The 21219-nt window shown below is 53.6% G+C and carries 18 protein-coding genes; 7 read left to right on the top strand and 11 right to left on the bottom strand.

Annotated elements, in window-relative coordinates:
* Positions 1–4: 4 nt before the first annotated feature.
* From AUR64_RS11995 to AUR64_RS20520, 3 genes are all read left to right on the top strand, one after another.
* Positions 5–991 carry a GDP-mannose 4,6-dehydratase gene (locus AUR64_RS11995; RefSeq protein WP_058582185.1) on the top strand — a complete coding sequence of 329 codons (987 nt, stop codon included), beginning with the start codon at positions 5–7 and terminating at the stop codon, positions 989–991.
* Between the two features lie 156 nt (positions 992–1147).
* Entirely contained in the window at positions 1148–2962 is a 1815-nt protein-coding gene (locus AUR64_RS11990; protein ID WP_058582184.1) for an ABC transporter ATP-binding protein, read from the top strand.
* 89 nt (positions 2963–3051) lie between these two features.
* Positions 3052–3960, top strand: coding sequence for a hypothetical protein (locus tag AUR64_RS20520; protein ID WP_155120596.1), 909 nt, complete (start codon positions 3052–3054; stop codon positions 3958–3960).
* Here the strand turns inward: AUR64_RS20520 and AUR64_RS20515 are convergent.
* Positions 3954–5210 (bottom strand): 7-cyano-7-deazaguanine synthase, encoded by a 1257-nt coding sequence (locus AUR64_RS20515; protein ID WP_155120595.1) that lies wholly within the window; start codon positions 5208–5210, stop codon positions 3954–3956. The two genes, AUR64_RS20520 and AUR64_RS20515, sit on opposite strands and share 7 nt — an antisense overlap.
* Before the next feature lie 146 nt (positions 5211–5356).
* Between AUR64_RS20515 and AUR64_RS11985 the strand changes: the two genes are divergently transcribed.
* On the top strand, positions 5357–6559 hold the full coding sequence (locus tag AUR64_RS11985; protein ID WP_058582183.1) for a glycosyltransferase: 1203 nt from the start codon (positions 5357–5359) through the stop codon (positions 6557–6559).
* 122 nt (positions 6560–6681) lie between these two features.
* On the top strand, positions 6682–7962 hold the full coding sequence (locus AUR64_RS11980) for a hypothetical protein (protein ID WP_155120594.1): 1281 nt from the start codon (positions 6682–6684) through the stop codon (positions 7960–7962).
* A 133-nt stretch (positions 7963–8095) separates the two neighbouring features.
* Here AUR64_RS11980 and AUR64_RS11975 read toward each other — a convergent pair whose 3' ends face one another.
* A complete protein-coding gene (locus tag AUR64_RS11975) occupies positions 8096–9226 on the bottom strand; it encodes a glycosyltransferase family 4 protein (RefSeq protein ID WP_058582181.1) in 1131 nt (376 codons plus the stop codon).
* Positions 9227–9294: 68 nt separating this feature from the next.
* Positions 9295–10713, bottom strand: a complete 1419-nt coding sequence (locus AUR64_RS11970; RefSeq protein WP_058582180.1) for a sugar transferase — start codon at positions 10711–10713, stop codon at positions 9295–9297.
* 198 nt (positions 10714–10911) lie between these two features.
* Here AUR64_RS11970 and AUR64_RS11965 point away from each other — a divergent pair, with 198 nt between their 5' ends.
* Entirely contained in the window at positions 10912–11337 is a 426-nt protein-coding gene (locus AUR64_RS11965) for an HNH endonuclease signature motif containing protein (protein WP_155120593.1), read from the top strand.
* 139 nt (positions 11338–11476) lie between these two features.
* Positions 11477–11758, top strand: coding sequence for a PadR family transcriptional regulator (locus AUR64_RS11960; RefSeq protein WP_058582178.1), 282 nt, complete (start codon positions 11477–11479; stop codon positions 11756–11758).
* 650 nt (positions 11759–12408) lie between these two features.
* Here the strand turns inward: AUR64_RS11960 and AUR64_RS20510 are convergent.
* The 8 genes from AUR64_RS20510 to AUR64_RS11925 form a co-directional block, all read right to left on the bottom strand.
* Positions 12409–12957 (bottom strand): DUF7344 domain-containing protein, encoded by a 549-nt coding sequence (locus AUR64_RS20510; RefSeq protein WP_155120592.1) that lies wholly within the window; start codon positions 12955–12957, stop codon positions 12409–12411.
* A 251-nt stretch (positions 12958–13208) separates the two neighbouring features.
* Entirely contained in the window at positions 13209–14189 is a 981-nt protein-coding gene (locus AUR64_RS11955; RefSeq protein WP_082230772.1) for an AAA family ATPase, read from the bottom strand.
* A 75-nt stretch (positions 14190–14264) separates the two neighbouring features.
* Positions 14265–15209, bottom strand: a complete 945-nt coding sequence (locus tag AUR64_RS11950; protein ID WP_058582176.1) for a DUF4350 domain-containing protein — start codon at positions 15207–15209, stop codon at positions 14265–14267.
* A complete protein-coding gene (locus tag AUR64_RS11945) occupies positions 15210–15485 on the bottom strand; it encodes a hypothetical protein (RefSeq protein ID WP_058582175.1) in 276 nt (91 codons plus the stop codon). It abuts the gene before it with no gap.
* Positions 15486–15555: 70 nt separating this feature from the next.
* Positions 15556–16785: an ABC transporter permease gene (locus AUR64_RS11940; protein ID WP_058582174.1), complete on the bottom strand. Its 1230-nt coding sequence runs from the start codon at positions 16783–16785 to the stop codon at positions 15556–15558.
* Positions 16782–17915, bottom strand: coding sequence for an ABC transporter permease (locus AUR64_RS11935; RefSeq protein ID WP_240479605.1), 1134 nt, complete (start codon positions 17913–17915; stop codon positions 16782–16784). The genes AUR64_RS11940 and AUR64_RS11935 overlap by 4 nt, the downstream gene beginning before the upstream one ends.
* A gap of 97 nt (positions 17916–18012) precedes the next feature.
* Entirely contained in the window at positions 18013–18789 is a 777-nt protein-coding gene (locus AUR64_RS11930; protein WP_058582172.1) for an ABC transporter ATP-binding protein, read from the bottom strand.
* 49 nt (positions 18790–18838) lie between these two features.
* Positions 18839–20743 (bottom strand): PGF-pre-PGF domain-containing protein, encoded by a 1905-nt coding sequence (locus AUR64_RS11925; protein ID WP_155120591.1) that lies wholly within the window; start codon positions 20741–20743, stop codon positions 18839–18841.
* Between the last annotated feature and the right edge of the window lie 476 nt (positions 20744–21219).

Genomic DNA, 21219 nt, shown 5'->3' with positions numbered 1-21219 from the left:
AGCGATGCGAATACTCGTCACTGGTGGTGCCGGGTTTATCGGCGGCCACCTGACCGAGGCTTTCGTCGCGGAGGGAAACGACGTCACCGTCCTCGACAACTTCGAGCCCTTCTACGATCTCGGGATCAAACGACGGACTGTCGAACGGTGTCGAGCGGTCGCTGCCGACAGTGAGGGCAGCTACGAACTAATCGAAGGCGACGTACGCGATTCCGACCTGGTGTCTGACCTCGTCTGCGACGCCGAGGCCGTCGTCCATCAGGCCGCACAGGCGGGAGTCCGGACCAGCGTCGACGAACCGCGGGAGGTGACCGACATCAATCTCGGTGGGTTAGTCAATGTACTGGAGTCGGCTGCACGGAGCGAAACCCGTCGCGTTATCTTGGCTAGTTCATCGTCAGTATACGGAAAACCGCAGTCGCTACCCTACACCGAAGAGCATCAGACAGAGCCGGTGAGCCCCTACGGGGTGACGAAACTCGCCGGCGAACACTACGCTAGAGTGTACAACGAACTTCACGGCCTACCGACCGTGTGTCTGCGGTACTTCACGGTGTACGGGCCACGAATGCGACCGAATATGGCGATCTCGAACTTCGTCTCTCGGTGTTACAACGGCGAGCCGCCAGTCATCTACGGCGACGGGTCGCAGACACGGGATTTCACCTACGTCGACGATATTGTCGACGCGAATCGATCGTTGTTGGCAACCGACGCCGCGGACGGTGGAGTACTGAACGTCGGTAGCAGTGACAACATCTCGATTCGGGAGTTGGCGGTAGCCGTTCGGGACCAACTCGCGCCCGAACTCGATATCGTCTACGAAGAGCCCCGTCAAGCCGACGCGGAGCACACGCACGCATCTGTAGAGAAAGCACAGGAAGCGATTGGTTACGAACCATCGCGGTCCATCGAGGAGGGCGTTAGAGAGTTCATCGACTGGTACGACGAGAATCGGGAGTGGTACGAGCCGCTTGTTCGGTCGTCGTGAGAGACTCGAACCCCAGTCGTTCGAATTCTCTGCCTTTCTCCGTCCTCCTCTTGCGGGACATCACCACGTCTATCTTCGGGATAGTCACAACCGGATAACGACGCCGTTTTGTATTCGCCCCGGTGAGAAATTCTCCAACGGACCCCGGTTAGCTCCATGTCTACTCTCCAAGATACGAACGTCGAACTCGACTGGCGTCAGAAGCTGCGTGCGATGTATCGAGTCGCCAAATTCAAGCCGAAACTCGCCTCTGCAGTCGTCTGCTTCAGCATCGTCGCAGCAGTGCTGGAGGGGTTCGGCCTAAGCTTCATCCTACCAATTGTAGAACTCGCGCAGGCGGGCGGCATCAACCCAGGAGAGACAGATGGGTTGCTCGGATTATTTTTCTCTATCTATAGCATCCTCGGAATCCCATTCACAATGGGCTATCTTGTCCTAGGTGTCGTCACAATCATGACGGTCAGGTTCACGTCAAGTTTCCTCGTTGGATGGTTCCGTGGTGCCATAGAGACGCAGTACGTCCGGCACTTACAGCAAGAGGCGTTCAACAATGCACTCAACGCGGAAATCGGATACTTCGACACGGAGGGCTCTGACGACATCCTCAACGCTATCGTCACGCAGGCGGAGTACGCCGGGCGCGTGATTCGCTACGCGCTCCAAACCGTAGAGCAGGCGATGTTGTCGTTAATGTACGTCGCCATTGCGTTGTATCTTGCACCCGTACTGACTGTCGTCACGGCAGCGCTCCTCGCTTCGGTAGCGGTGCTATTCCGAAACGTTCTGGAGGGCGGCTACTCGCTGGGTGACGAGGTGGCCGACGCGAAAGAGGGGATTCAGGAGAACGCACAGGCTGGAACGCAGGGGATACGCGACGTGAAACTGTTTGGTCTCGCCGGCGAACTTCGAGAGGGGTTCACCAAATCTGTCGAACAGTTTGAGCGCTCGCGGATCAAACTGCTTCGCAACGAGTCGGCGATAACGAACTTCTATCAGTTGGTGACAGCGGTGAGCGTGTTCGTACTCATCTACGCCGCACTAACGTTCTCGTCGCTCGAACTTGGAGCACTCGGAGTATTCCTCTTTGCGATGTTCCGCCTCGGACCGAAGGTGAGCAACCTGAACCGACTCGTCTACCGTGTCGAAGGTGAACTTCCGCATCTCGTCCGGACACAGGCGTTCGTCGCCGAACTCTCGGCGAACCGTGAACCCAGTGAGGGCGAGAAACCGCTGTCCGGCCGCATCGACACCATCGCATTCGACGACGTTCGATTCAGTTACGACGAGGAGAACGAACCAGTACTTCGTGGCGTCGACTTTGCCGTGGACCGTGGTGAGTTCGTCGCGTTCGTTGGCCCCTCGGGGGCAGGCAAATCGACTATCATCTCGCTGCTCGCGCGGATGTACACCCCAGATGAGGGGACGATTTCCGCCGATGGAACGCCACACACGGAGGTCGGTATAGAGGAGTGGCGTTCGCGCGTATCCGTGGTCAGACAGGACCCCCACATCTTCAACGACACGCTCAAACGGAACGTCACCATCGGCAACCGAAGCGTCTCACGAGACGAACTCGAAACAGCCTGTGAAATTGCCCAGATCACTGAGTTCGTTGACGACCTGCCGAACGGCTACGAGACAGTGCTCGGTGATCAGGGCGTCATGCTCTCGGGTGGGCAGCGTCAGCGCGTCGCCATCGCGCGAGCGTTGTTGAAGGATGCCGACTTGCTGGTGCTCGACGAGGCGACGAGCGACCTTGACACATCGCTGGAGAGACGAGTACACGAGGGTATCGAGGGGATGGAGCGCGACTACGCGATGCTGGTCATCGCGCATCGGTTGTCAACGGTGACGAACGCTGATCGGATTTACACGATGGAGAAGGGACAAGTAGTGGAATCGGGGACACATGCAGAGCTTCTCTCAAACAATGGAGTGTATGGAGAGTTGTATAATATACAATATTCGTAGGTAAAAATTATGACCGATGAATAGTTCAAATTTTGAATGAATCGATGTCTGATGGGAAGGTTTTTTAATTCTAAACAGGTCTTTTTTGTATGTTCGATAATGTTTCTGCGTCTTCTCCTGAGAGGGGCATATTATACATAGCTACGGAAGATGATTTCATCGAAGAAGCAGAAAAATCCGCACAGTCAGTCAGAGAGACTATGGGAGAGATTCCGATTGCACTAGTTACCAGTAGAAAGTGGGTTGATTCTCCCCCAGGTATTTTTGATATTGTACTTGAGTCACAGACTAATTCTGGTGACTTTGGGGTTAAAGTACAGAACATACACAAAACTCCGTTTAAAAATACCATTTATTTTGACACAGATATTTATCTTGGAGAGGGAGTCAATGAATTGTTTGAGATTCTAAACGAATGGGACGTGGCTGCGGCACATAATCTTACAGAATACAACTTTGGAGAGGTGAATGTCCCCAAAGACCATCCCTTAAACACACTACCCGAAGGTGTGCCAGAATACAATACTGGAGTGATCGCATTCAAATCTAATGAAGATGTATCCAATCTATTTTCAGATTGGAGAGAAGAATATAGATATGATTGTGATTGTGTCATGGATCATCCACCAGATCAAGCTTCGTTTAGACGCTCTCTCTACAATTCGGGCGTAGGGATACACACGCTAACTCGGGAGTACAATTGTATTTTCCGAACGTACGGCCGTGTGAGTCGAAGAGTGAAGGTTTTCCACGGCCGACTCAAAGAAGTGAATGGTCATGGAGCTCGTCAGGGAGGGGACGTAACAGACGCAGTTCAGGAAATAAATAGACTGGAGAAAAATCGTGTATACTTCACAAGTTTGGGGAAAACAGTAGTTACAAATCGCAAAGAGGAGCGGGCAATTATTCTGTTCAGACTGATACGACGTATTAAGTTGAGAGACCTAAAGACTATGATTGGAAACCTAATTAAAGACCTGCTTGGGAGAATTTATTGATTGGACAGCATATGAGATTCAAGAGACATGACCGAACGGATTAACTCTGTATGATCTTCACCGGCCTGATGCCGGTTCCATACTGAACTGAGATTGGTTTCCAAGATGTCTCGTTCTTCAAATGATTCTAAAAGATATTCGGCACTTTTATGCAACTGATTAGGCCCCCGAAGTGAGGGTCCGAAATTTAAATAATTGGTATTCGGATGTGTGTATGTTCTCGCATATATCTTGCTGGTCAGCCAATTTGTGGCAATTTTCTTCACACCATTAATGTTCCCTAATAGTCTGGAAGACGTAATCGGGAGTCCATAATTTGTGCTAGATGGGAGTGAAAATAGATCCGGAAATGCTGAACAAACAACCCGTCTAAACAACTTACGGCCTCTACGTTGATTTCTCGGAATGTTTAGCCAAAAGGAGAGCCACTCATCACAGAAAAATGGTGTGAGATATTGTTTGTCAGGTACAACTGTTGGTCGGATATAGTTCTCCTGTCTAATAGCAAAGTCTAATTGCTCTTCATAGCTCAGAAGTGATTCATCAAAATATGCTTCATTCGGCAAATGCTCAAAGAAATCTGGCTTATGGAGTAGAGAATCGCCCATGATCAAATTATCATCTATGAACTCGGATTTGGCTAGTTCCCAATCGCCATGAAGATCTGAGGGCTGGTGGGATCCCACACTAGGGTCACCCATGAATCCAGACCAAAAGACGGTGTTTTCCTGTTCAAAATTCTCGATAGGGAGTCGATTGGCCCGTGCTTCTAAAATTGGTACTGGTTTCGAGGATAACTGCGCAACGTTAAGTAATTTGTCTATAGACCAATCTATCTCAGAGCTCGTGAGGTCTATTGCAATGTTTTTCACGCCTGCGGCTCTTGCAATTTGCTGTCCTAACTCAAAGTCCCATGTCTTGGGAGATCCAAAACTCACAGTTATGACATCTTGTTGATCTATTTCGTCGCTCGTGACTAGACCCGCTAGTATTGTCCGGGAGTCAAGTCCACCACTAAGAGGAACTACATGTGTGTTATTCTCACCCACATCTTCGATATATTTTTTTATAGAATCCCGTACACATTGTTTACCACGTTCTAGTAGATTCTGTTTGGAACTTTCAAGAGGTTGGTTGGAGATGGCACTCCGAATTTGTGGTGGGATATCTGTTGTTCCACCGGCAGGACAGTAACGAAAATATAGAAATGTCAGACAGTCATTCATCGACCAAGAGTTAGATTCGTTCACTACATACTCTGCCAATCCAATTAGGTATAAAATTCTCACGGAGAGTTATTCTGAAACAGTTCACAAGAGTGGCAACAGAATAGCGCAGAGAGACACGGCGATGAACGTGCCACTTTTACCTAATCGCTGTAACGGAAAAAGATGAAATGAACATCCTATTACTCACCGACTGGACCTACCCCTGCGACCACCAGTTTCTAACGAACGTCTACGCCGAGAACTTCGTCAAACGCGGCCACGACGTGACGTGGGTGATGCGACCGGATGACCCGAATCAAACGTGTACCGAGCACCAAACGTGGAATCACTCAGATGTCTACGTTCTGCCGACAACAGCGTTCAACCCCGTTCGAAACTACCTCCGCTACCGAACTGGAAGAATAACCGAGAACGCGTTGTTCTCAACGGATATCGACTTCGCCGACTTCGACGTCGTTCACGTCCGAAACGACCTCCCGATGGGACTTGCTGCAGCACACATCGCGAACACTCGCGACGTAGCGTTCGCTCATCAAATATCACATCTGAAAGCCGAAACGCTCGTCGAGGGCTACCACGAGGGATTCGAGAATCGAGCGGCGTGGGTAAAAGGTCACTTGGGGCAGCGGTTACGTCGCACTATTGCGGTGAACGCGGATACTGTACTCCCAATCAGCGAAGCGATGAAGCAGTACCTGAGTCAATCAGGCTACGAGATGCCAATGGAGGTACTACCCACCGGAACCGAGGTCATAGACGAAGTTCCGAACGGAGAACCTTTTCGGGAAGCATACGGTCTCAAAAGCGAGTACCTGATGCTCTACATGGGTACGCTGACCCCTCTCCGTCGCTTGGATTTCCTCTTTGACGTTCTTGCAGAAGTAAACGAAAAACACGATACCGAACTGGTGATTGCCGGGGGACGGTTCCCAGAGAACCGAGAGAGACTTCAGCGCCTCGCTTCGCAGTCAGGGATGTCGTCGAAAATCACGTTCACAGGCTGGATATCCGATCGAAATGAACTCCATCGTGCGGTGGCTGCCGCCGATGTAGGTGTCTCTCCCCTCCCGACGGATGGGCTTCTCAGAACGAATGCCCCGATTAAAACACTCGAATATATGAGTTTACGTACACCCGTGGTAGCCTCGGCGACCCCGGATCAACAATCGGTACTTGATGCGTCTGGTGGTGGCTTTGCTGTCAATTACACCGTACCCGACTTCTCGGTGGCAGTTTCTAAACTCTTGAATTCCGAAGAACTTCGACGAAAGATGGGATCTCGTGGCCACAGTTACACTACAGAACAACGGAATTTCGAGGTTCTGACCGAACGCACCGAGAAAATATACGAACGAATGATAGAACAATGACAATTACACAGAGACGCTACCGGAATTTCTGAACGAATTAAATTTTTCCTGAGACACCAAAACTGTTCTCCATCAGTCGGTTAGCGAATGAGTTTTGTATGGCGATAGACCCTATTCGCCTGATGGTTGTTTACGCCGTCATCACGGCTTCTCTGGTTCTTGCTCTCCTAGTGCGTTACTACGGGGATTTGACTTATCGACTCATGGCGACACTCTCGTTCATTGGTCACCTAATAGTGTCACTCCTTTTAATTCCGAATGTTCCGTACTCGTGGGATATCAGTAAATTCCATGAAGCCGCAGTAGCGTTTGCGACCGGAGGTCCCGTAACTGCATCATCAACTGTTGCGTCGTTTGGGACATTCCAAGGCCTACTGTACGTAGTTTTCTCGCCAGATCCAGCAGTAGTCTCAGTGTTCAACGCCCTTCTGGCTGTACTCGTCTACCCCCCCATTTCGTACATCGTTCGACAACTGTATCCGAACCTCTCCGACAGAAGCCACGGAGTGATGACACTCGTGTTGTTCCTTCCGCTTCCGTTCCTATTTTTTGCTGTGCCGATGCGAGATGCGTTATCGGTCTGTCTGTTCTTCGTGTTTCTCAGCCTATCAATTCAGTGTATGCTCTCACGAGACGAGGTCAGAGGACTGGTACTCCCGCCGCTGTGGGGTCTCGTGTATTTGCTCCGTCCCGAACTTGCACTTGTTCTCTTGCTTGGACTCGCTGCAGCTGGAGTCGTAGAAGTTCTTCGGGCATTAGAGTCGGATATCTCATTACCAGCATTGACAACACTTCTTGGAGGAATTGGGCTCGTCGGATTCGCGTTGTTCGCCGAACTTCTCTACTCCTTCGAGCGTGCCAACTACCAGCTTGCGTACCGCGCATCAGGTGGCGCTGTTTATCTCGAAGGAATGCAGTACACTTCTTGGCTCGATTTCCTACTCGTGGCACCAGCACGAGCGCTCTATTTCCAGTTTGCACCGTTCCCGCTCCACATAGAGTCGATCTTTCATCTCCTCGCGTTTGCCGCAACAGTCATTGTAATTATCCTCTTCGTTAGCGCGGTACGCTCTCTGTACCACTGTGAGTATGACGAAACAGTGGCTGTTTTCTTAGTTGTCGTCTATCTCGCCGGTATCATGGGTTATGGAGCCATCAACTCGAACTTCGGAACGAACGTCCGTCACAGAATCGTCTTCGAGTTTCTTCTCGTCATCATGGCTGCACCAGTAATTCAACGCTGGGAATTAGTGTTCCGTCAGTGGCTCGGTGTAGTTCCACGTCAGCGCGGTAAGGACCACGAAGAGGAGAGCGAAACTGAGAAATTTAACAGTCACGTCCATGCCGGAAGACAGCACGCGAACGATACTGAATATCAAAAATACTCCGAGAAGTCCGACTAAGACTCGTTCGTCGTTCAACAGAGTCGTGGCAGCAGTTCCCTCAGCCCACTCGCGCACTCGCATCGCGCTACGATAGAATACGGAGTGCTTGATTATCTCAACGAGGTCGCGAGCCATATTCGTCCGAAGAGCTCTATTGCATATATCGATTTCTTTCCACCAACGATGTAAGCACGTCTGTGGTTTTTTCCACAGTCCGAGGCCAGTGGTACTGTTCGACGATACGTGATCTCGCACGTGTACCTATCACATTCGAGTCTTGGTGATCGAGACAGGAGACGAGTGCTTGGGCGATAGATCGACTATCCTCGGCATCAACAAAATACCCAGCGTCGCCGACGACATCAGTCATCTGTTCAAGCTCGCTCACAACAACCGGCAACCCCGAAGCCATGGCCTCCAAAACTGTACGTGGTAGGCCTTCTGCACGACTCGGGAGTAGCAACACGTCACCGGATCGGTACACCTGCGGCATCTCGTCGTAGGATATGTAACCCAAAAAGTGAACAGCGTCTGCGAGTTCTAACCGTTCGGTGAGTTCTTTGAGTTCACCTTGCAACGGACCGCTTCCGCAGATATAGAGTTCAGCGTCAGGGCATTTCTCTCGAAGCAATGCGAGAGATTCGATTACTTTTCTAGGTTGTTTGCCCTCGACCAAGCGGCCGACGAAAAGCACAACCGGCACCTCGTCCTCAATCAGAGAGCTCTTCGGACCACTCGGACAGAAACGCTCTGTGTCGATACCATTAGAGACAACCTCGATACGCGAATTTACATTGAAACTACGAACCCGCTGTCTGTCCGTCTCCGTATAACAGAGCACTACATCGGCCTGGTTGAACGTCCACTGCCCAACACTCCGCAGGTACAGATCGAACAGCCACTCTGGCGCATTCTGCGAGTACAACCCGTGGTTCGTTATCGCCAGCGGAATATCGCCCGACCGTCGCTTCAGGGCCGCGAGATTCGTCGAAAAGTACAGATGCGAATGTGCGTGAATTACGTCATAAGAGTGAGCAGTCTGGAGGAAGGATGCAACGCCACCAGAAATATCGTTTCCGAGTGCACTCACGGTCGTCGGGTACCGTACGACAGAGTACCCGTCTCGATCTTCCCTATGAGGATTGTCGATATCGTCACTGACGGTCAAGACGGTTACGTCGTGACCCATCGCCGCCTGGTCGCGGCTCATCGCATGAACGTGATATGGACCACCGCCTTTCACTTCCGGATAGAGTTTCTGCGCGACGCGAAGAATTCGCATACGAAATCCGTCCGGCGTCGCACGCAAGAGCGCACCGATTGCGGTTCAGTGTCTCGTTCCCGGATCCTTCACCGCAGAGTCGACCAAACGTCTTCGAATACCTTCCAGACCTGCCGCACAATGATCTTCACATCGAAGGAGAACGACTGACGACGGATATATTCTAAGTCGTATCGCAGTTTCTCGTCTGGGTCGGTACTCTTCGCGTCGTTGATCTGCGCTAGTCCGGTCAGTCCGGGCTTGACGAACCACCGTTTCCGCCACATCGCGGTTTGACGTTCCAACGCGACTTCTTCATTTGTCCACGCAGCCCTTGGGCCTACAGTGCTCATCTTCCCAGCCAAGATCGCCCATAGCTGTGGTAGTTCGTCCAGATGAGTTCGACGAAGTACACGTCCAACGCGCGTGATCCGATCGTTATCGTCGTCTTCGATTGGAGTCGAGGATTCTCCTTCCGGAACCATTGTCCGGAACTTGTACACCTCGAATGTCTCGCCGAAACCAGCAGTACGCTCTTGACTGTACAGAATCGGTCCTTCGCTATCCAATTTAATAGCGACTGCCAGAAGCAGCATTAGCGGAGTGGACACTAACAGCCCCGTCGCCGCAAACACCACGTCGAATGCTCGTTTGAGCATATAATCTTGCATGTCCCATGGCTCGACATCGACGTCGACGAGCGTCCCTGCACTCGCCTTCGAGGTCAATACCGAATCTGCGTAATCACGGTGGACTTTCACCTCGACACCGTGTTCATGGCAGGTATCGATTGCGCCGAAGAACTCTGCACGGTCTGGGCGCATGAACGCGAGAACGACGGTGTCGATGTGCTGTTCGACGAGCACGTCGTCTAATCGGGAGAACCCTCCGAGGTGAGAGAGTTCAGGTAGCATTGTACCACCGTCAGCCACCGCGTCGCTCACATCGGTCTCTCCGGTAACTGTCGCGCGTCGATTTGGAAGTGCACTTGTTGGACAGACGTATCCGAGTACAGGTAGTGAGACTTCACCCGCGATACGGTCGATGAGCGTCGGGTCGTCGCCGACGATGACCGTTCGTCCGGAGTCGACCGGAGGACGGCGACGAATCCAGACGAACCAAGCTGGCAGGGCGACCAACAACACACAGACGACGACAACGAGCGTCGCTCGTGGAAGTCTGTGTGACCACTCGAAGTAGCCGAACGTCGCAAGCGCAAGGCCAGCGATGAGGACGTGCTTCTGCGTGAGCGAAACGACGTCTAGGATTCGACGTGGTCGCGGCTTATACAACGGCACCAAACTCACGAGAACGGCGAGAATCGTCGTCCAGACGGCACGGTTGAGAGAAATTCCCTCCAGTACAGTCGAATCGAGGCGATTGAACAGAGGGACGTAGCTCGTGAACAGTAACTGCACCAGTGGGTGGTTGGCAAAGTACACCGCAAGGGCGGTGAGGCTGGCAGCGCCGACGACGCTGACGACCCGGTACCGCCACCCAGTAAGCATCGTATTGTGGAATAAATCGCCGAGTCATAAACGCTATGATTAGGCCAAAGATGAATCTCGAAATCAAAAATCGGTGGGTCAACCATTTCGGTCGGACAGCAGAACGCACCGGTAGATGTGCGCAGAGAGTGGTACCTAGGTATTAGTTGTGAGTCCATACATTCATTATGATTGACTGGCGTGTGTTTCAGAGTACGCATGCAGGAAGGAAATCGGGGGCCAGAAGCGAGGGAGACAGCGGGTCACAGTAGAGAAGACATCCAGCAATGCACTGTGTGCGGTGCAGACGACGAACTTCGCGTCCACCACCTCGACGGGAGACGAGAGAACACTGAGGCGGAGAATCTCGTGTGGATGTGCAGAGACTGTGACCAGAACGTCAATACCGAAAGTGAGGAATCGACGACGTGGAACAACCATGCTGTTGTGCTGCCCGACGAGATCTCGGCGAAAATCGACCGAGAGTTCATTCGTCTCGTCTGCGTGTGCAGACGTGACCTCGGGTGGAGACCCGATAAGACGCGTCACTATTACCCGCTTGTCGCCGTTGATGGAGTCTTTGCCGTCGGTCGCATGACCGCAGAAGCGTTCGAGGAACGGCTCGTCGAACTCGGGCTTCGATAGAACCTAGAAAGCACTTTTCTCCTGCGCTATTTTGTGGAATTGGCGTCCTGACGGAAACCAAGAGATATCAATCGCCACAATAATTGTCAACGCAGATGACTCTACGAACTATTATATACAAATTTGTGGATGATATCATATGCACGACTTGAGTGGCTTCCAGCGAGACCTCTTGTACGTGATTTCTGGGTTCGAAAGACCGTCAGGACAAGAGGTCAAAACCGAACTCGAACAGTACATCGATGGCGAAATCAACCACGGGCGACTGTACCCGAATCTCGACACCCTCGTCAACAAGGACTACGTCGAGAAGGGACCGATCGACCGACGAACCAACTACTACGCAATCACCGAGAAAGGTAGAGAAGCAATCCGCAATCGACGTGGGTGGGAAGACGGATACCGGTCGATCGAAGCGTAGTCAGAATACGCTGACTGGAAGCATCCAAACTCATGACCACGTAGAGGGTTGAACGGACATAGCGTTGAATGTGCGTTCAGCCGTTGTTATCCGATTTTACTTACACTCTGCATTGAAAGAGTATTTGTAGTGACTATGCTACCAACTGACTAGACGACCTGCAGTTGGCCGTTGAAAATCTATGTTCAATTTAGTCAAGCGGGTGCTTGGAAGGGGCGTTTCACCTGCGCCAATCTATGAGTGCCGTCGCTGCGGTACGACCCACCACACAGAGTGTGAGCGGTGTTCGGCCTGTGAGTCTACCGAGATCGTCGAGTACGACGCAGAGTCCTTAGAGTAGCCGGAAGTGTCTCTCGTAGAGTCTTAGACGAGTCGTTCTTGAGTTCCAACAACCGATATCTTCGGACAAGTAGTTTTAATAGAATGTATTTTAATCTTGAATGTGGTGGCCTGCAAAGGCGATCATAAACTGGTGGCACCCATCATGTTGCTGGTTTATTTTTGATTCTCAACGGCAGTTCCGGAGTCTCAGAAAGCAGACGGCATCGTCTGGAAATAGTCGTCGATGAGTTTCGCTCTATCAGTGACCGAACGCCCTGAGCGTACAGCAAGGAACTCTGTCTATTGTTTTGGGCCGTGCCGTGAAGAGGTCAGTTTCTGAGTTCAGGAGGGAGTGAGGTATTCCCCAGTTGGCCACGTCGCTGTGTGTAGTAGTTGATTCCAGCAGAGACGACAAATGCTGTGATCGCAAGGACACCGACACCGCCGTCAGGGAACGAAGCAAACACACCCACATCCAGCCAAGTAACCACCTGGAGCGCGAGGGCAACGAATCCAAGCCCAAGGTAGTACTCACTCCACGGAATGTCCCGTCCAGAGACGACCTCGAGATACACTTTCAGTGTATCTGCACGCGGAGTGAGTTCAATATCCAAATCGTTCATATTGACCAGCCCTGCGTCGACGAGTTCTGGTAGGTGGCTTTGCTGAAGAGAGTTGTATACGCGACGTCGTTGCGTCGTCGTCACTTCCTCAACGCTTACCTCGTTTTCCCAAGCAGCGACTCGAGTCGAGAGTTCACCAAGGCTTACTGGCTTGCCTTGATGTTTCAGATGATGGAGTGCGAAACGGCGTCGTTTGTTTCGGAGGATGTAGAAGATATCCTCTCGGCCGAGGTCGGGGGATGCTCTTCCGGCCATCTTACTGCGACTCGGAGAAAGGGGTGTTCAGCGTATGCGAAATGAAAGTCATTGGTCGGGTGTCTCCAGTTAGAAAACCTTCTGGAATAGAATACAATAAATCTATTTGATATCTATACAACACGAGAAATGCGTGAAAGACGGTGTTGGCTAGATAACGGACCGAGAGTAATCGAGTACGCAAGATTCGAGAAAGCAGTCCGAGAAAGAGAGGGAGAGAGCAACTCGGGAAATTGGAGACCGCAGAAGGACTACGTCGTCGGCGTCGACGCCTCGGGCTGGACGTTTTCAGGTGGACTGATCGACTCCAGAAGCGTGTCGATCACGTCATCGGTCGACCGGCCACTGAGTTCAGCGTCCGTACTGAGAAGCAGTCGATGCCGGAACACAGCCGGTGCCAACGCTTTGATGTCGTCTGGAATAACGTACTCACGGTCGTGAATCGCTGCACGAGCCTTGCTCGCTCGAAGCAACGCCAGTGACGCACGTGGAGAGGCACCGAACTCGATTTCGTCGTCTGCTCGTGTCGCGTGGACGATGTCGATGATGTACTGTTTGACCCTGTCTGCGACGTACGTGTCTGCGACTGCGTTGCGTGCAGCCTCCAATTCGGCCTCGCTCACACTCTGTTCGACTTCACTCGGAGACAACTGTGGGTCGTCGTCGAAGCGTGTCAACAACGCATGCTCGACGTCTTCGGTCGGGAGGTCCACGATCAGTTTCTGTTGGAAGCGATCTCGCTGTGCCTCAGGGAGTTCGAAGGTCCCCTCCATCTCGATGGGATTCTGCGTTGCAACCACCATGAACGGCGATGGCAACGCCAGCGTTTCGCCATCAAGGCTGACAGACCCTTCCTGCATTGCTTCCAACAGCGCACTCTGTGTCTTCGGCGTTGCTCTGTTGATCTCGTCTGCAATGACGAGATTCGAAAACACCGGTCCCTCTCGACGCTCGAACTCACCAGTCTGCATCCGATAAATCGTCGTCCCTGTGATGTCTGCGGGGAGGATGTCTGGTGTCATCTGGATCCGGTTCGATTCGAGGCCCGTCGCGCGCGCGAAGACGTTCGCAATTGTCGTCTTCGCAACGCCAGGGACTCCCTCAAGCAGCACGTGCCCGTCGGTCAACAGTGCGACACTGAGACGTTCGAGGACGTCCTCGTTTCCTAAAAGAACTGTCTCGGAGGCGCTCTCGACAGCGTCGTAGAATGTCGCCGCACTATTCTGACTCATTATCATCCTCCTGATGCTGTGTCGTTAAAAACACCTGTCATTGGGAGTCGAGGAAAATCAGTGTACAATGGCTGCTCAGTCGTTTCGACGCAGTGGCGAGAGTATTTGTCGGAAACGTCTCGCCTTGGGGTTACTGCTGAAAACCGCTGTGATGGCCCCGAAGCTGAGTAGACCGACGAGCACCTGCAAGAACGTCGACTCTCTAAGCGTCAAGAGTGCAACCGCCAACGGTGGTTGTTGCTCTGTCTGCGAGTAGTCGAACAGCACGTATTCTGTATCAGAGATCAGGTTTTGGCTGAACTGCTGATTGCCTGGTCGCTCCAACATCGAGTTGATGAACAAGCTAGGGTCAGAGACCAAAATCACGCGACCGTCTCCTACTTGCTCGGTGACGACCACTGGATACTGACTGAGCGTTTCGTTGTCGTCGAGTTCACCGTTCGGTGTCGTATCGAGGTAACTGAACTGCGATGAGCGAGCGACGACCGTGCTGTTGTTCGCTGTGATGACCGTCCCGTAGTTGAGCGTGAGTTGATCCACGTCTTCGGTCATCGGTGTCTCGTTGACGCCTGTCGCAACAGGCATCGCTGGGGATCGATAGTTTTCCCGTTCGTCTCTGAGGACTCGTCCATCGAATCGTGCAGAGACGCCAATCGAACGGAGTAAGCGATTGCTGTGTGGCCCATAGTCCTCTGCGACAACGAGGGTACCGCCATTTCTCACGAACGAGTTCACGTGTGTCCGCTCTTGTGGCGAGTAGCCACTATCAGGAGAGAGAATGAAGGCCGTAGCGTTCGCTGGTGTCTCCTCATACGCTGAGGTGTTGAGCCCGATTTCGGTTGTCGTGTCGCTTTCTTCGGTGAGTGACTGCAGTCCGGAGGCACCGTTCCACCCGGCGTTATAGACGCCAAATGAGGCCGCAGACGTACTCGCCGCAAACAACGTTGCGACACAGAGAGTGACGATGAGCCCTCCGAGGAGCAGTTCGGGATACGAGTACTCACGGCCGAACAGTCGCATCTAAAGCACCCCCGGTGGGAGAATGGAGAGAATCCGTTGGATGACAATGTATCCGAATACGGCCAGTCCGAGAACAATGAGCCAGCGGAGTCGTTTCCGCCACGTCGGCGTCACCGCGAAGGGAGCGGTGAGTTCAATGATGACGAGAAACCCGATGAGCGAGCAGACAAAGAACAACTCAAGGGTCAGCGACTCGAGAAGCGTCAATACGAGAAGGACGCCGAGCATCCACCCAAGTTGTGCGTTGATGAACCGCGCTCGGCGAACGGTTGTCATAATTACCTGTCAGAGAGGGGTGCCTTACCAACCTATCGGCTTCCGACGGCCGAGTCGGCGTGGGATTCACTCATGCGTTGAGGTGGGTGAGCGGCGACATTCGACTGAGACGCCAGACAGCGGTCACAGAGCCAAGAACGCTCATCACCGGCGCGAGAACGAGTCCCGCGATAAGAACCTGATCAGAGGCCTGCACGAGTCCCTCGAACCCGACGAGTTGCGCTGCGAGGACGTTGAGGAGATCAGCCGCTGGAATCGTAAGTGCGACACCGAGGATTCCACCAAGTACTCCCAGTATCAGTGCTTGCGCGACAACGACAGTCGAAAGTGTCGCCGTCGATCCACCAAGCGCTCTGAAGGCGGCAAACTGCTTTCGTTGCTGATAGACAAGCGAGAGCAGTAAGTTGACCGTGAGCGCAATCCCTGCGACAAACGCGAGTGCAACGAGACAGAGTCCACTTGCGATGACCACTGCCTGTCGTTGCAGTGTCGCCTCGAATTGCTCTTGGTTCGTCCGAATAGTGTACTGGGGATATTCTGCTTCGAGTTCGGAAGCAACCTGCTCTGGGCTGTTACCCTCAGTCAACGACACAGAGATCATCGTCGACCGGTCGCCACCAGTTGTCCCAGTCACCTCCTGGAGTTCGCTGAGGGGGACGACCACCGTGGGCGCACCGAGGAAATTCGAGTACGTCGGTGAGATACCGACAATCGTGAATTCGTGCTGCCGTGCACTTGCAAGCGTGCCACCAATATAGATCGTATCTCCGACAGAAACGTTGAGTGCGTTCGCGGTCTGTCGGTCGATGACGACCTCGTTGAGCATCGGCCCCTCGTAGGTGCCGTTCGCGTAGTGGATATCCTTTTGACTGATTGCTTCTCCCTCGGTGATTTGGACAGACTTCCCTCGAGCGGGGCCGCCGACACCAACGAACGTCTCGAACTCTGACGTGCTGTTTCCTACGTACACAGTCTTGAACGCGAGTGGTGAGGCGGTATGGATATCATCACGAGCTTCGAGCGTATCCTGAAGCTTGTGTGAATCCATCACGGGATTTTCCACGCCACCAGCACCGGGTGTGAGACGTGCCGTCCCACCAGTAATCCAGAGATCCCGCCCGGATGTGTCGAATTTTTCCTGGCCAGTGGCAACAACGCCAGTCCCGACGCTGGCGAGAAGCGTTGCTGCAAGAACGGCAAGCGCCAGTCCAACAACCGCCAAGACGGTTCGCATTCGCTCGTGTTTGAGTTGGGCAATCGCCACTGACGTGCCACCACTGATTCGGGTCAACCAGCTCATTCTTGGAGTCCCTCCACAGGGCTTACTCGACGACTCAACCACACTGGGTATGGCGCAGCGACGAGTCCAATGAGAACGGCGACGATGAGTCCGTAGCCGAACATCAGCGGATCGAACAGCGCAATCGAGTCCACGCCCAGTAGGTCATACGAGAGCGCGTTCACGACAACGATTCCACCGGCACCAAGGACGACTCCAACGAGGCCACCGGCGAGTGTTATGATGACAGTCTCCGTGAGCACGAGAAGCGAGCGCGAGCGAGCAGAATACCCCACTGCGCCCAAGAGTGCGAGAGTCGAACGATCTGCGAGAATTTCGAGTCCCATAATTGTCGCCACGAGTAAGACCCCCGTCACAAGCGCGGTGACGAATGCGGCTAAGCCGATTGCAAGCGACAGATTCGACGTCGAAACGTCACGACTTGCAAACCCAGTCTGCGTGACGACGTCAGTCCCGGGATACAGTGAGGCCAACTGCGGTTTGACGCTTGGATCGTTCGTCGAGACGAGTAGCTGATTTGCTTGGTCACCGCCCGTACTCCCAGAGATCTCTTGGAGTTCGGAGAGGTGGACGAGCCCGATTGGGAACGTTCCAGCACCCGATTGCATGTTCCCCTCGGTGACATTGACGACCGACAGCCCTCTCTCTGTATCGCCGCTTTCGACTGTGAGCTCACTCCCAGAAGAGGCGTTGAGTAAGTCTGCAGTGCCGTCACTTACAACGAGATCACCCGTCCACCGACCGTTGTACGCACCATCGGCGTAGTATGGGTCACCGGGTTCTAAGCCAGCAGTAGAGAGTCCGGACACTTCCCGGTCTGTATCATCTGGAATCACACCGACGAGGAGAATGTACTCACTCGTGCCATCGGGGCCAGACACGCGTGTGATATGCGTCTGTACAGGAGTTGCGTATGTTACGCGATCGTCGTTTCCAAGCCGTTCTGCAGCACTGTGAACACCGCCAAGCTGTGGGCCATCGACTTCGACCGCAATCGAAGACTGGCCGGTCTCCTCAGGGACGATCCAGTAATCAACGGATTCACTCTGGATAGCCGACTGCGAAGCAAGGCCGAGTGATACGCCAGTCACGACGGTCAAGAGCATGATAGCGAGTGCAACGCCACTCATGCTCAGAATGACTCGACTGGAAGACGTGGTAAGCCGACCACGGATACGAGCACCAGCCAGTCGAATGAGGCCAGTGAGTCGTCGAAACTGTCGTGACCTACGCATGGTCGTCAATGCGCTCCCCGTCTTGGAGTCGAACAACTCGATCCATACGGTCGAGCGTCTGTTGGTCGTGAGAAGCAACGACCAGTGCACACTCGTCTCGCAGGTCATCGAAGAGATCCAGAATGGAGGCCCCGGTCTCGGTGTCGAGTTCGCCAGTTGGCTCATCTGCAATGAGCAGCTTTGGCTTCGTTGAGAGCGCTCGTGCGATAGCGACGCGCTGTTGTTCGCCCCCACTCAGTTCACTCGGTTTGTGCGACTCCCTATCGCCGAGACCGACTTTTTCGAGGAGGGTTGATGCACGTGACCGGCGTTCTTTGCGACTCAGTCCGAGTTCGACGAGTGGGAGGGCGACGTTAGCGCGTGCAGAGAGCGCAGGGAGGAGGTAGAAGTGCTGGAATACGATTCCGATATTGTTCAGTCGCATACGCGCGAGCGCGCGTTCACTGAGCGAGCTCGTGTCCGTGCCGTTGACGGTTACAACACCCGAGGTGGGAACGTCAAGTGCTGCGAGAAGGTGAAGCAGCGTCGATTTGCCACTCCCACTTGGACCTGCAATCCCGACGAGTTCGCGTTCTCGGACAGTGACTGAAACATCCGAAACCGCGGTTACGGTTTGGGTGTGTTCTTTTCGGCCCAAGAGACTCCCAGAACCGCGCCCAGTATAGCTTCGAGTGACGTTTTGACACTGAACTACGGGCGCCGTCTGTTGGTTATCTGCGTTCTCGGACGTCTGGGGACCAGTAGACGTCGTGCTATTCGCTATTCTCATTGAACGCGACTTTCAGAGACTACTACAAAAAAGTATCCGACGGAAGTCGTTACTTGAGCTTTTCTTGGAGGTCTTCGCGCTTTGCGAGCGCGACAGCCACGCCGATCACGACAACGATCAGGACCAATACGAGGACGACCGGACCGGAGAGCAAGCTGCCGCCAGTCTCGTCGTCACCATCGTTGGTGTCGTCGTTGTTATCAACTTGGTCGACCGGTTCGTCTTGAACCGTGATCGCACCAAGTGCCTCGCCGTTGATTGCGAGGTCGTACGTGCCTGCTTCGTCGAAGCTGACCGAGAAGGTCACCTGCTCGCTTTCGCCAGCGGGCACGGTGACTTCCTTCGTGTCGACGACGTCACCGTTGGCGGTGAGGTCGACGGTGTAGGTTCCTGCTGCATCGCCGGTGTTCTCGACGGTTGCGGAAACCTCAGTTGCCTGTCCGACCGAGGCGGTCGTCCCAGCAAGCGACGGACTGCTCAGTGCGAAGGACGGCTGTGCAGGCTCATCGTAGCCGATCGCGTAGACGGTGAAGCCAGGCGAGCTCGCACGGTAGTTGTCGCCGTTGCGGTGCTTCGTTTCGAGTGTCTGCCACTCGCCATCGTGGAAGCGAAGCAGTTGGACGTCGTCAGGCGAGACGCCCTCTGGGAGTTCCGAACTGTCGAGTCGGAAATTGAATTTGACGTTGTCGATGTCGTCGTCAGAGACGCCGTTTGCGTTCACCTCGAAGAAGCGAACAGCCGACATCGGCGGCGTCGTGACGCTGCCTGGCTGACTGTCGAGGTCAGCGTAGTCAACATTGAAGCCCGACACCGTGTTCTCCATCGTGATGTCGAAGTTCTTGAGCGAACCATCGTTGTCAACGTTGAAGCCGACAGTCTGGCCGGCGAAGACCGTGCCAGTGCTGGCGGTCATCTGACCGTTGCTCTCTTTGGCTTTGATGCGGTCCGGACCGCTGTCACCATCGTCGCTGCCACCAGCGGGTGCGCCGCCGCCACCGCCGCCACCAGCGTTGTTGTCGTCGTCTCCGTCGTTCTCGGAGTCGTCGCCATCGCCGTCACCGGAGTTGTCACCCTCGTCGGGTTCTTCACCGGGGTCGTAACAGGTTTCGCCCTCTGGTTTCAGACAGAGCGAACCTTGGTCGACTGCGAACTGCGACGGGTCGTCACCGACTGCGATGTGGACGTAGACGTACTTCGTCTCGTCCCAATCTTCGTTGGTTTCGACATTGACCGTATCCTGGGAGTCTCCAGAGATTGCGGTAAGTGATGCATCAATCTCTTGGCCGTCGTCGGAGTCGTCTTCGTGAGCCTCCGAGACGATTTCACCAGCACTGTTGATGCTCATCGTCGGGTTCAGTTCCCCATCACCCATCGATTGGAAGGAAGTCGACTCTTCGGCGACGTTTACGTGGCCGTTGACCGACGTAATGTCACTCGTCGTACTGACATCCTCGATGTTGCCGTCGTCGTCTTTCGTGACCGTGATATCGAGGTTGCTGTTTACGAACGTGGACTTCTCATAGACGAGAACCATGTGCTCGGTCGAGTCAGGGTACTCGCCTTCGGACGAGAACAGCGAGTCAACCTTGAAGGTGAGCGTCTCGCCAGGGTCCGCGTAGACGTCCTCGTTCTCTGCTGCTTCAACCTCTTTACCATCTCGTACGAGGTCTGCCGACGAGCGTCGCGTCTGGACAGGCACGGACTCCATGCCGATAATCCGAGTCTCGCCAGAGACGGAGAGGTCGTTGTTGTGTGTACTGAAGCCGTCTCCCTTGTCGAGCGGCTGGGCGAGGAAGAACGCGTAGTGACCTGCCTCAGTCGGCGTGTAGGAGGTCTGGAGGTTACCCTCTTCGTCAATTGTGAGGTCGTCGCCTTCGATGACCTCAACGAACTCTGCGTTGTCGTTTACAGTCTGCTCGAACGACTCTTCATCCGCGCTGGACTGCTCAAGCATTTCCTGACCGGATTGGCTGTCGAATCCGTCACCCATTCTGGCAACGACGAGTTGGACGTCCTCTCCGGCAAACTGCGAAGTGTCTACAGTACCAGTACGGGTTCTGAAGTTAAGTTCGATCTCCTCGTTGACGTTACCGACGACTAGAACGTTTTTGTTTAGCGGGATGTTCTTTTCGTCGGTCGTCAGAGACGCTGAAGGAGCTTCGATGTCGACAGTTCCTTCCTGGAACTGTCCTGCTCGCATCGAGAAGGGAGCATAGTCCCACACACTCACTTGACTAGTTACGTCTGTACTTTCGCTTTCTAACTCAGTGGAGTCTGAGTTAAATAGGACTGCATCAGATCCCAGCGATTGAGAGTGTGAACTCCCGATCGCTGCGACGCCTTGTACCCCCATAGTCGAAACCACCATGAGAAACACAAGACAGACAGCCCCTACTTTTTTAGAACTGAATGTCATCGTGTGCTGTCTAT

This window comes from Haloprofundus marisrubri, from assembly GCF_001469955.1.
GTDB lineage: Archaea > Halobacteriota > Halobacteria > Halobacteriales > Haloferacaceae > Haloprofundus > Haloprofundus marisrubri.
Note: the sequence above shows the minus strand (reverse complement) of the source record. Positions and strands in the feature narration are given on the sequence as shown.

Coding starts and splice junctions, on each gene's coding strand:
- AUR64_RS11995 (WP_058582185.1), top strand. CDS start 5: ATGCGAATACTCGTCACTGGTGGTGCCGGGTTTATCGGCGGCCACCTG.
- AUR64_RS11990 (WP_058582184.1), top strand. CDS start 1,148: ATGTCTACTCTCCAAGATACGAACGTCGAACTCGACTGGCGTCAGAAG.
- AUR64_RS20520 (WP_155120596.1), top strand. CDS start 3,052: ATGTTCGATAATGTTTCTGCGTCTTCTCCTGAGAGGGGCATATTATAC.
- AUR64_RS11985 (WP_058582183.1), top strand. CDS start 5,357: ATGAACATCCTATTACTCACCGACTGGACCTACCCCTGCGACCACCAG.
- AUR64_RS11980 (WP_155120594.1), top strand. CDS start 6,682: ATGGTTGTTTACGCCGTCATCACGGCTTCTCTGGTTCTTGCTCTCCTA.
- AUR64_RS11975 (WP_058582181.1), bottom strand. CDS start 9,226: ATGCGAATTCTTCGCGTCGCGCAGAAACTCTATCCGGAAGTGAAAGGC.
- AUR64_RS11970 (WP_058582180.1), bottom strand. CDS start 10,713: ATGCTTACTGGGTGGCGGTACCGGGTCGTCAGCGTCGTCGGCGCTGCC.
- AUR64_RS11965 (WP_155120593.1), top strand. CDS start 10,912: ATGCAGGAAGGAAATCGGGGGCCAGAAGCGAGGGAGACAGCGGGTCAC.
- AUR64_RS11960 (WP_058582178.1), top strand. CDS start 11,477: ATGCACGACTTGAGTGGCTTCCAGCGAGACCTCTTGTACGTGATTTCT.
- AUR64_RS20510 (WP_155120592.1), bottom strand. CDS start 12,957: ATGGCCGGAAGAGCATCCCCCGACCTCGGCCGAGAGGATATCTTCTAC.
- AUR64_RS11955 (WP_082230772.1), bottom strand. CDS start 14,189: ATGAGTCAGAATAGTGCGGCGACATTCTACGACGCTGTCGAGAGCGCC.
- AUR64_RS11950 (WP_058582176.1), bottom strand. CDS start 15,209: ATGCGACTGTTCGGCCGTGAGTACTCGTATCCCGAACTGCTCCTCGGA.
- AUR64_RS11945 (WP_058582175.1), bottom strand. CDS start 15,485: ATGACAACCGTTCGCCGAGCGCGGTTCATCAACGCACAACTTGGGTGG.
- AUR64_RS11940 (WP_058582174.1), bottom strand. CDS start 16,785: ATGAGCTGGTTGACCCGAATCAGTGGTGGCACGTCAGTGGCGATTGCC.
- AUR64_RS11935 (WP_240479605.1), bottom strand. CDS start 17,915: ATGAGTGGCGTTGCACTCGCTATCATGCTCTTGACCGTCGTGACTGGC.
- AUR64_RS11930 (WP_058582172.1), bottom strand. CDS start 18,789: ATGAGAATAGCGAATAGCACGACGTCTACTGGTCCCCAGACGTCCGAG.
- AUR64_RS11925 (WP_155120591.1), bottom strand. CDS start 20,743: ATGCTTGAGCAGTCCAGCGCGGATGAAGAGTCGTTCGAGCAGACTGTA.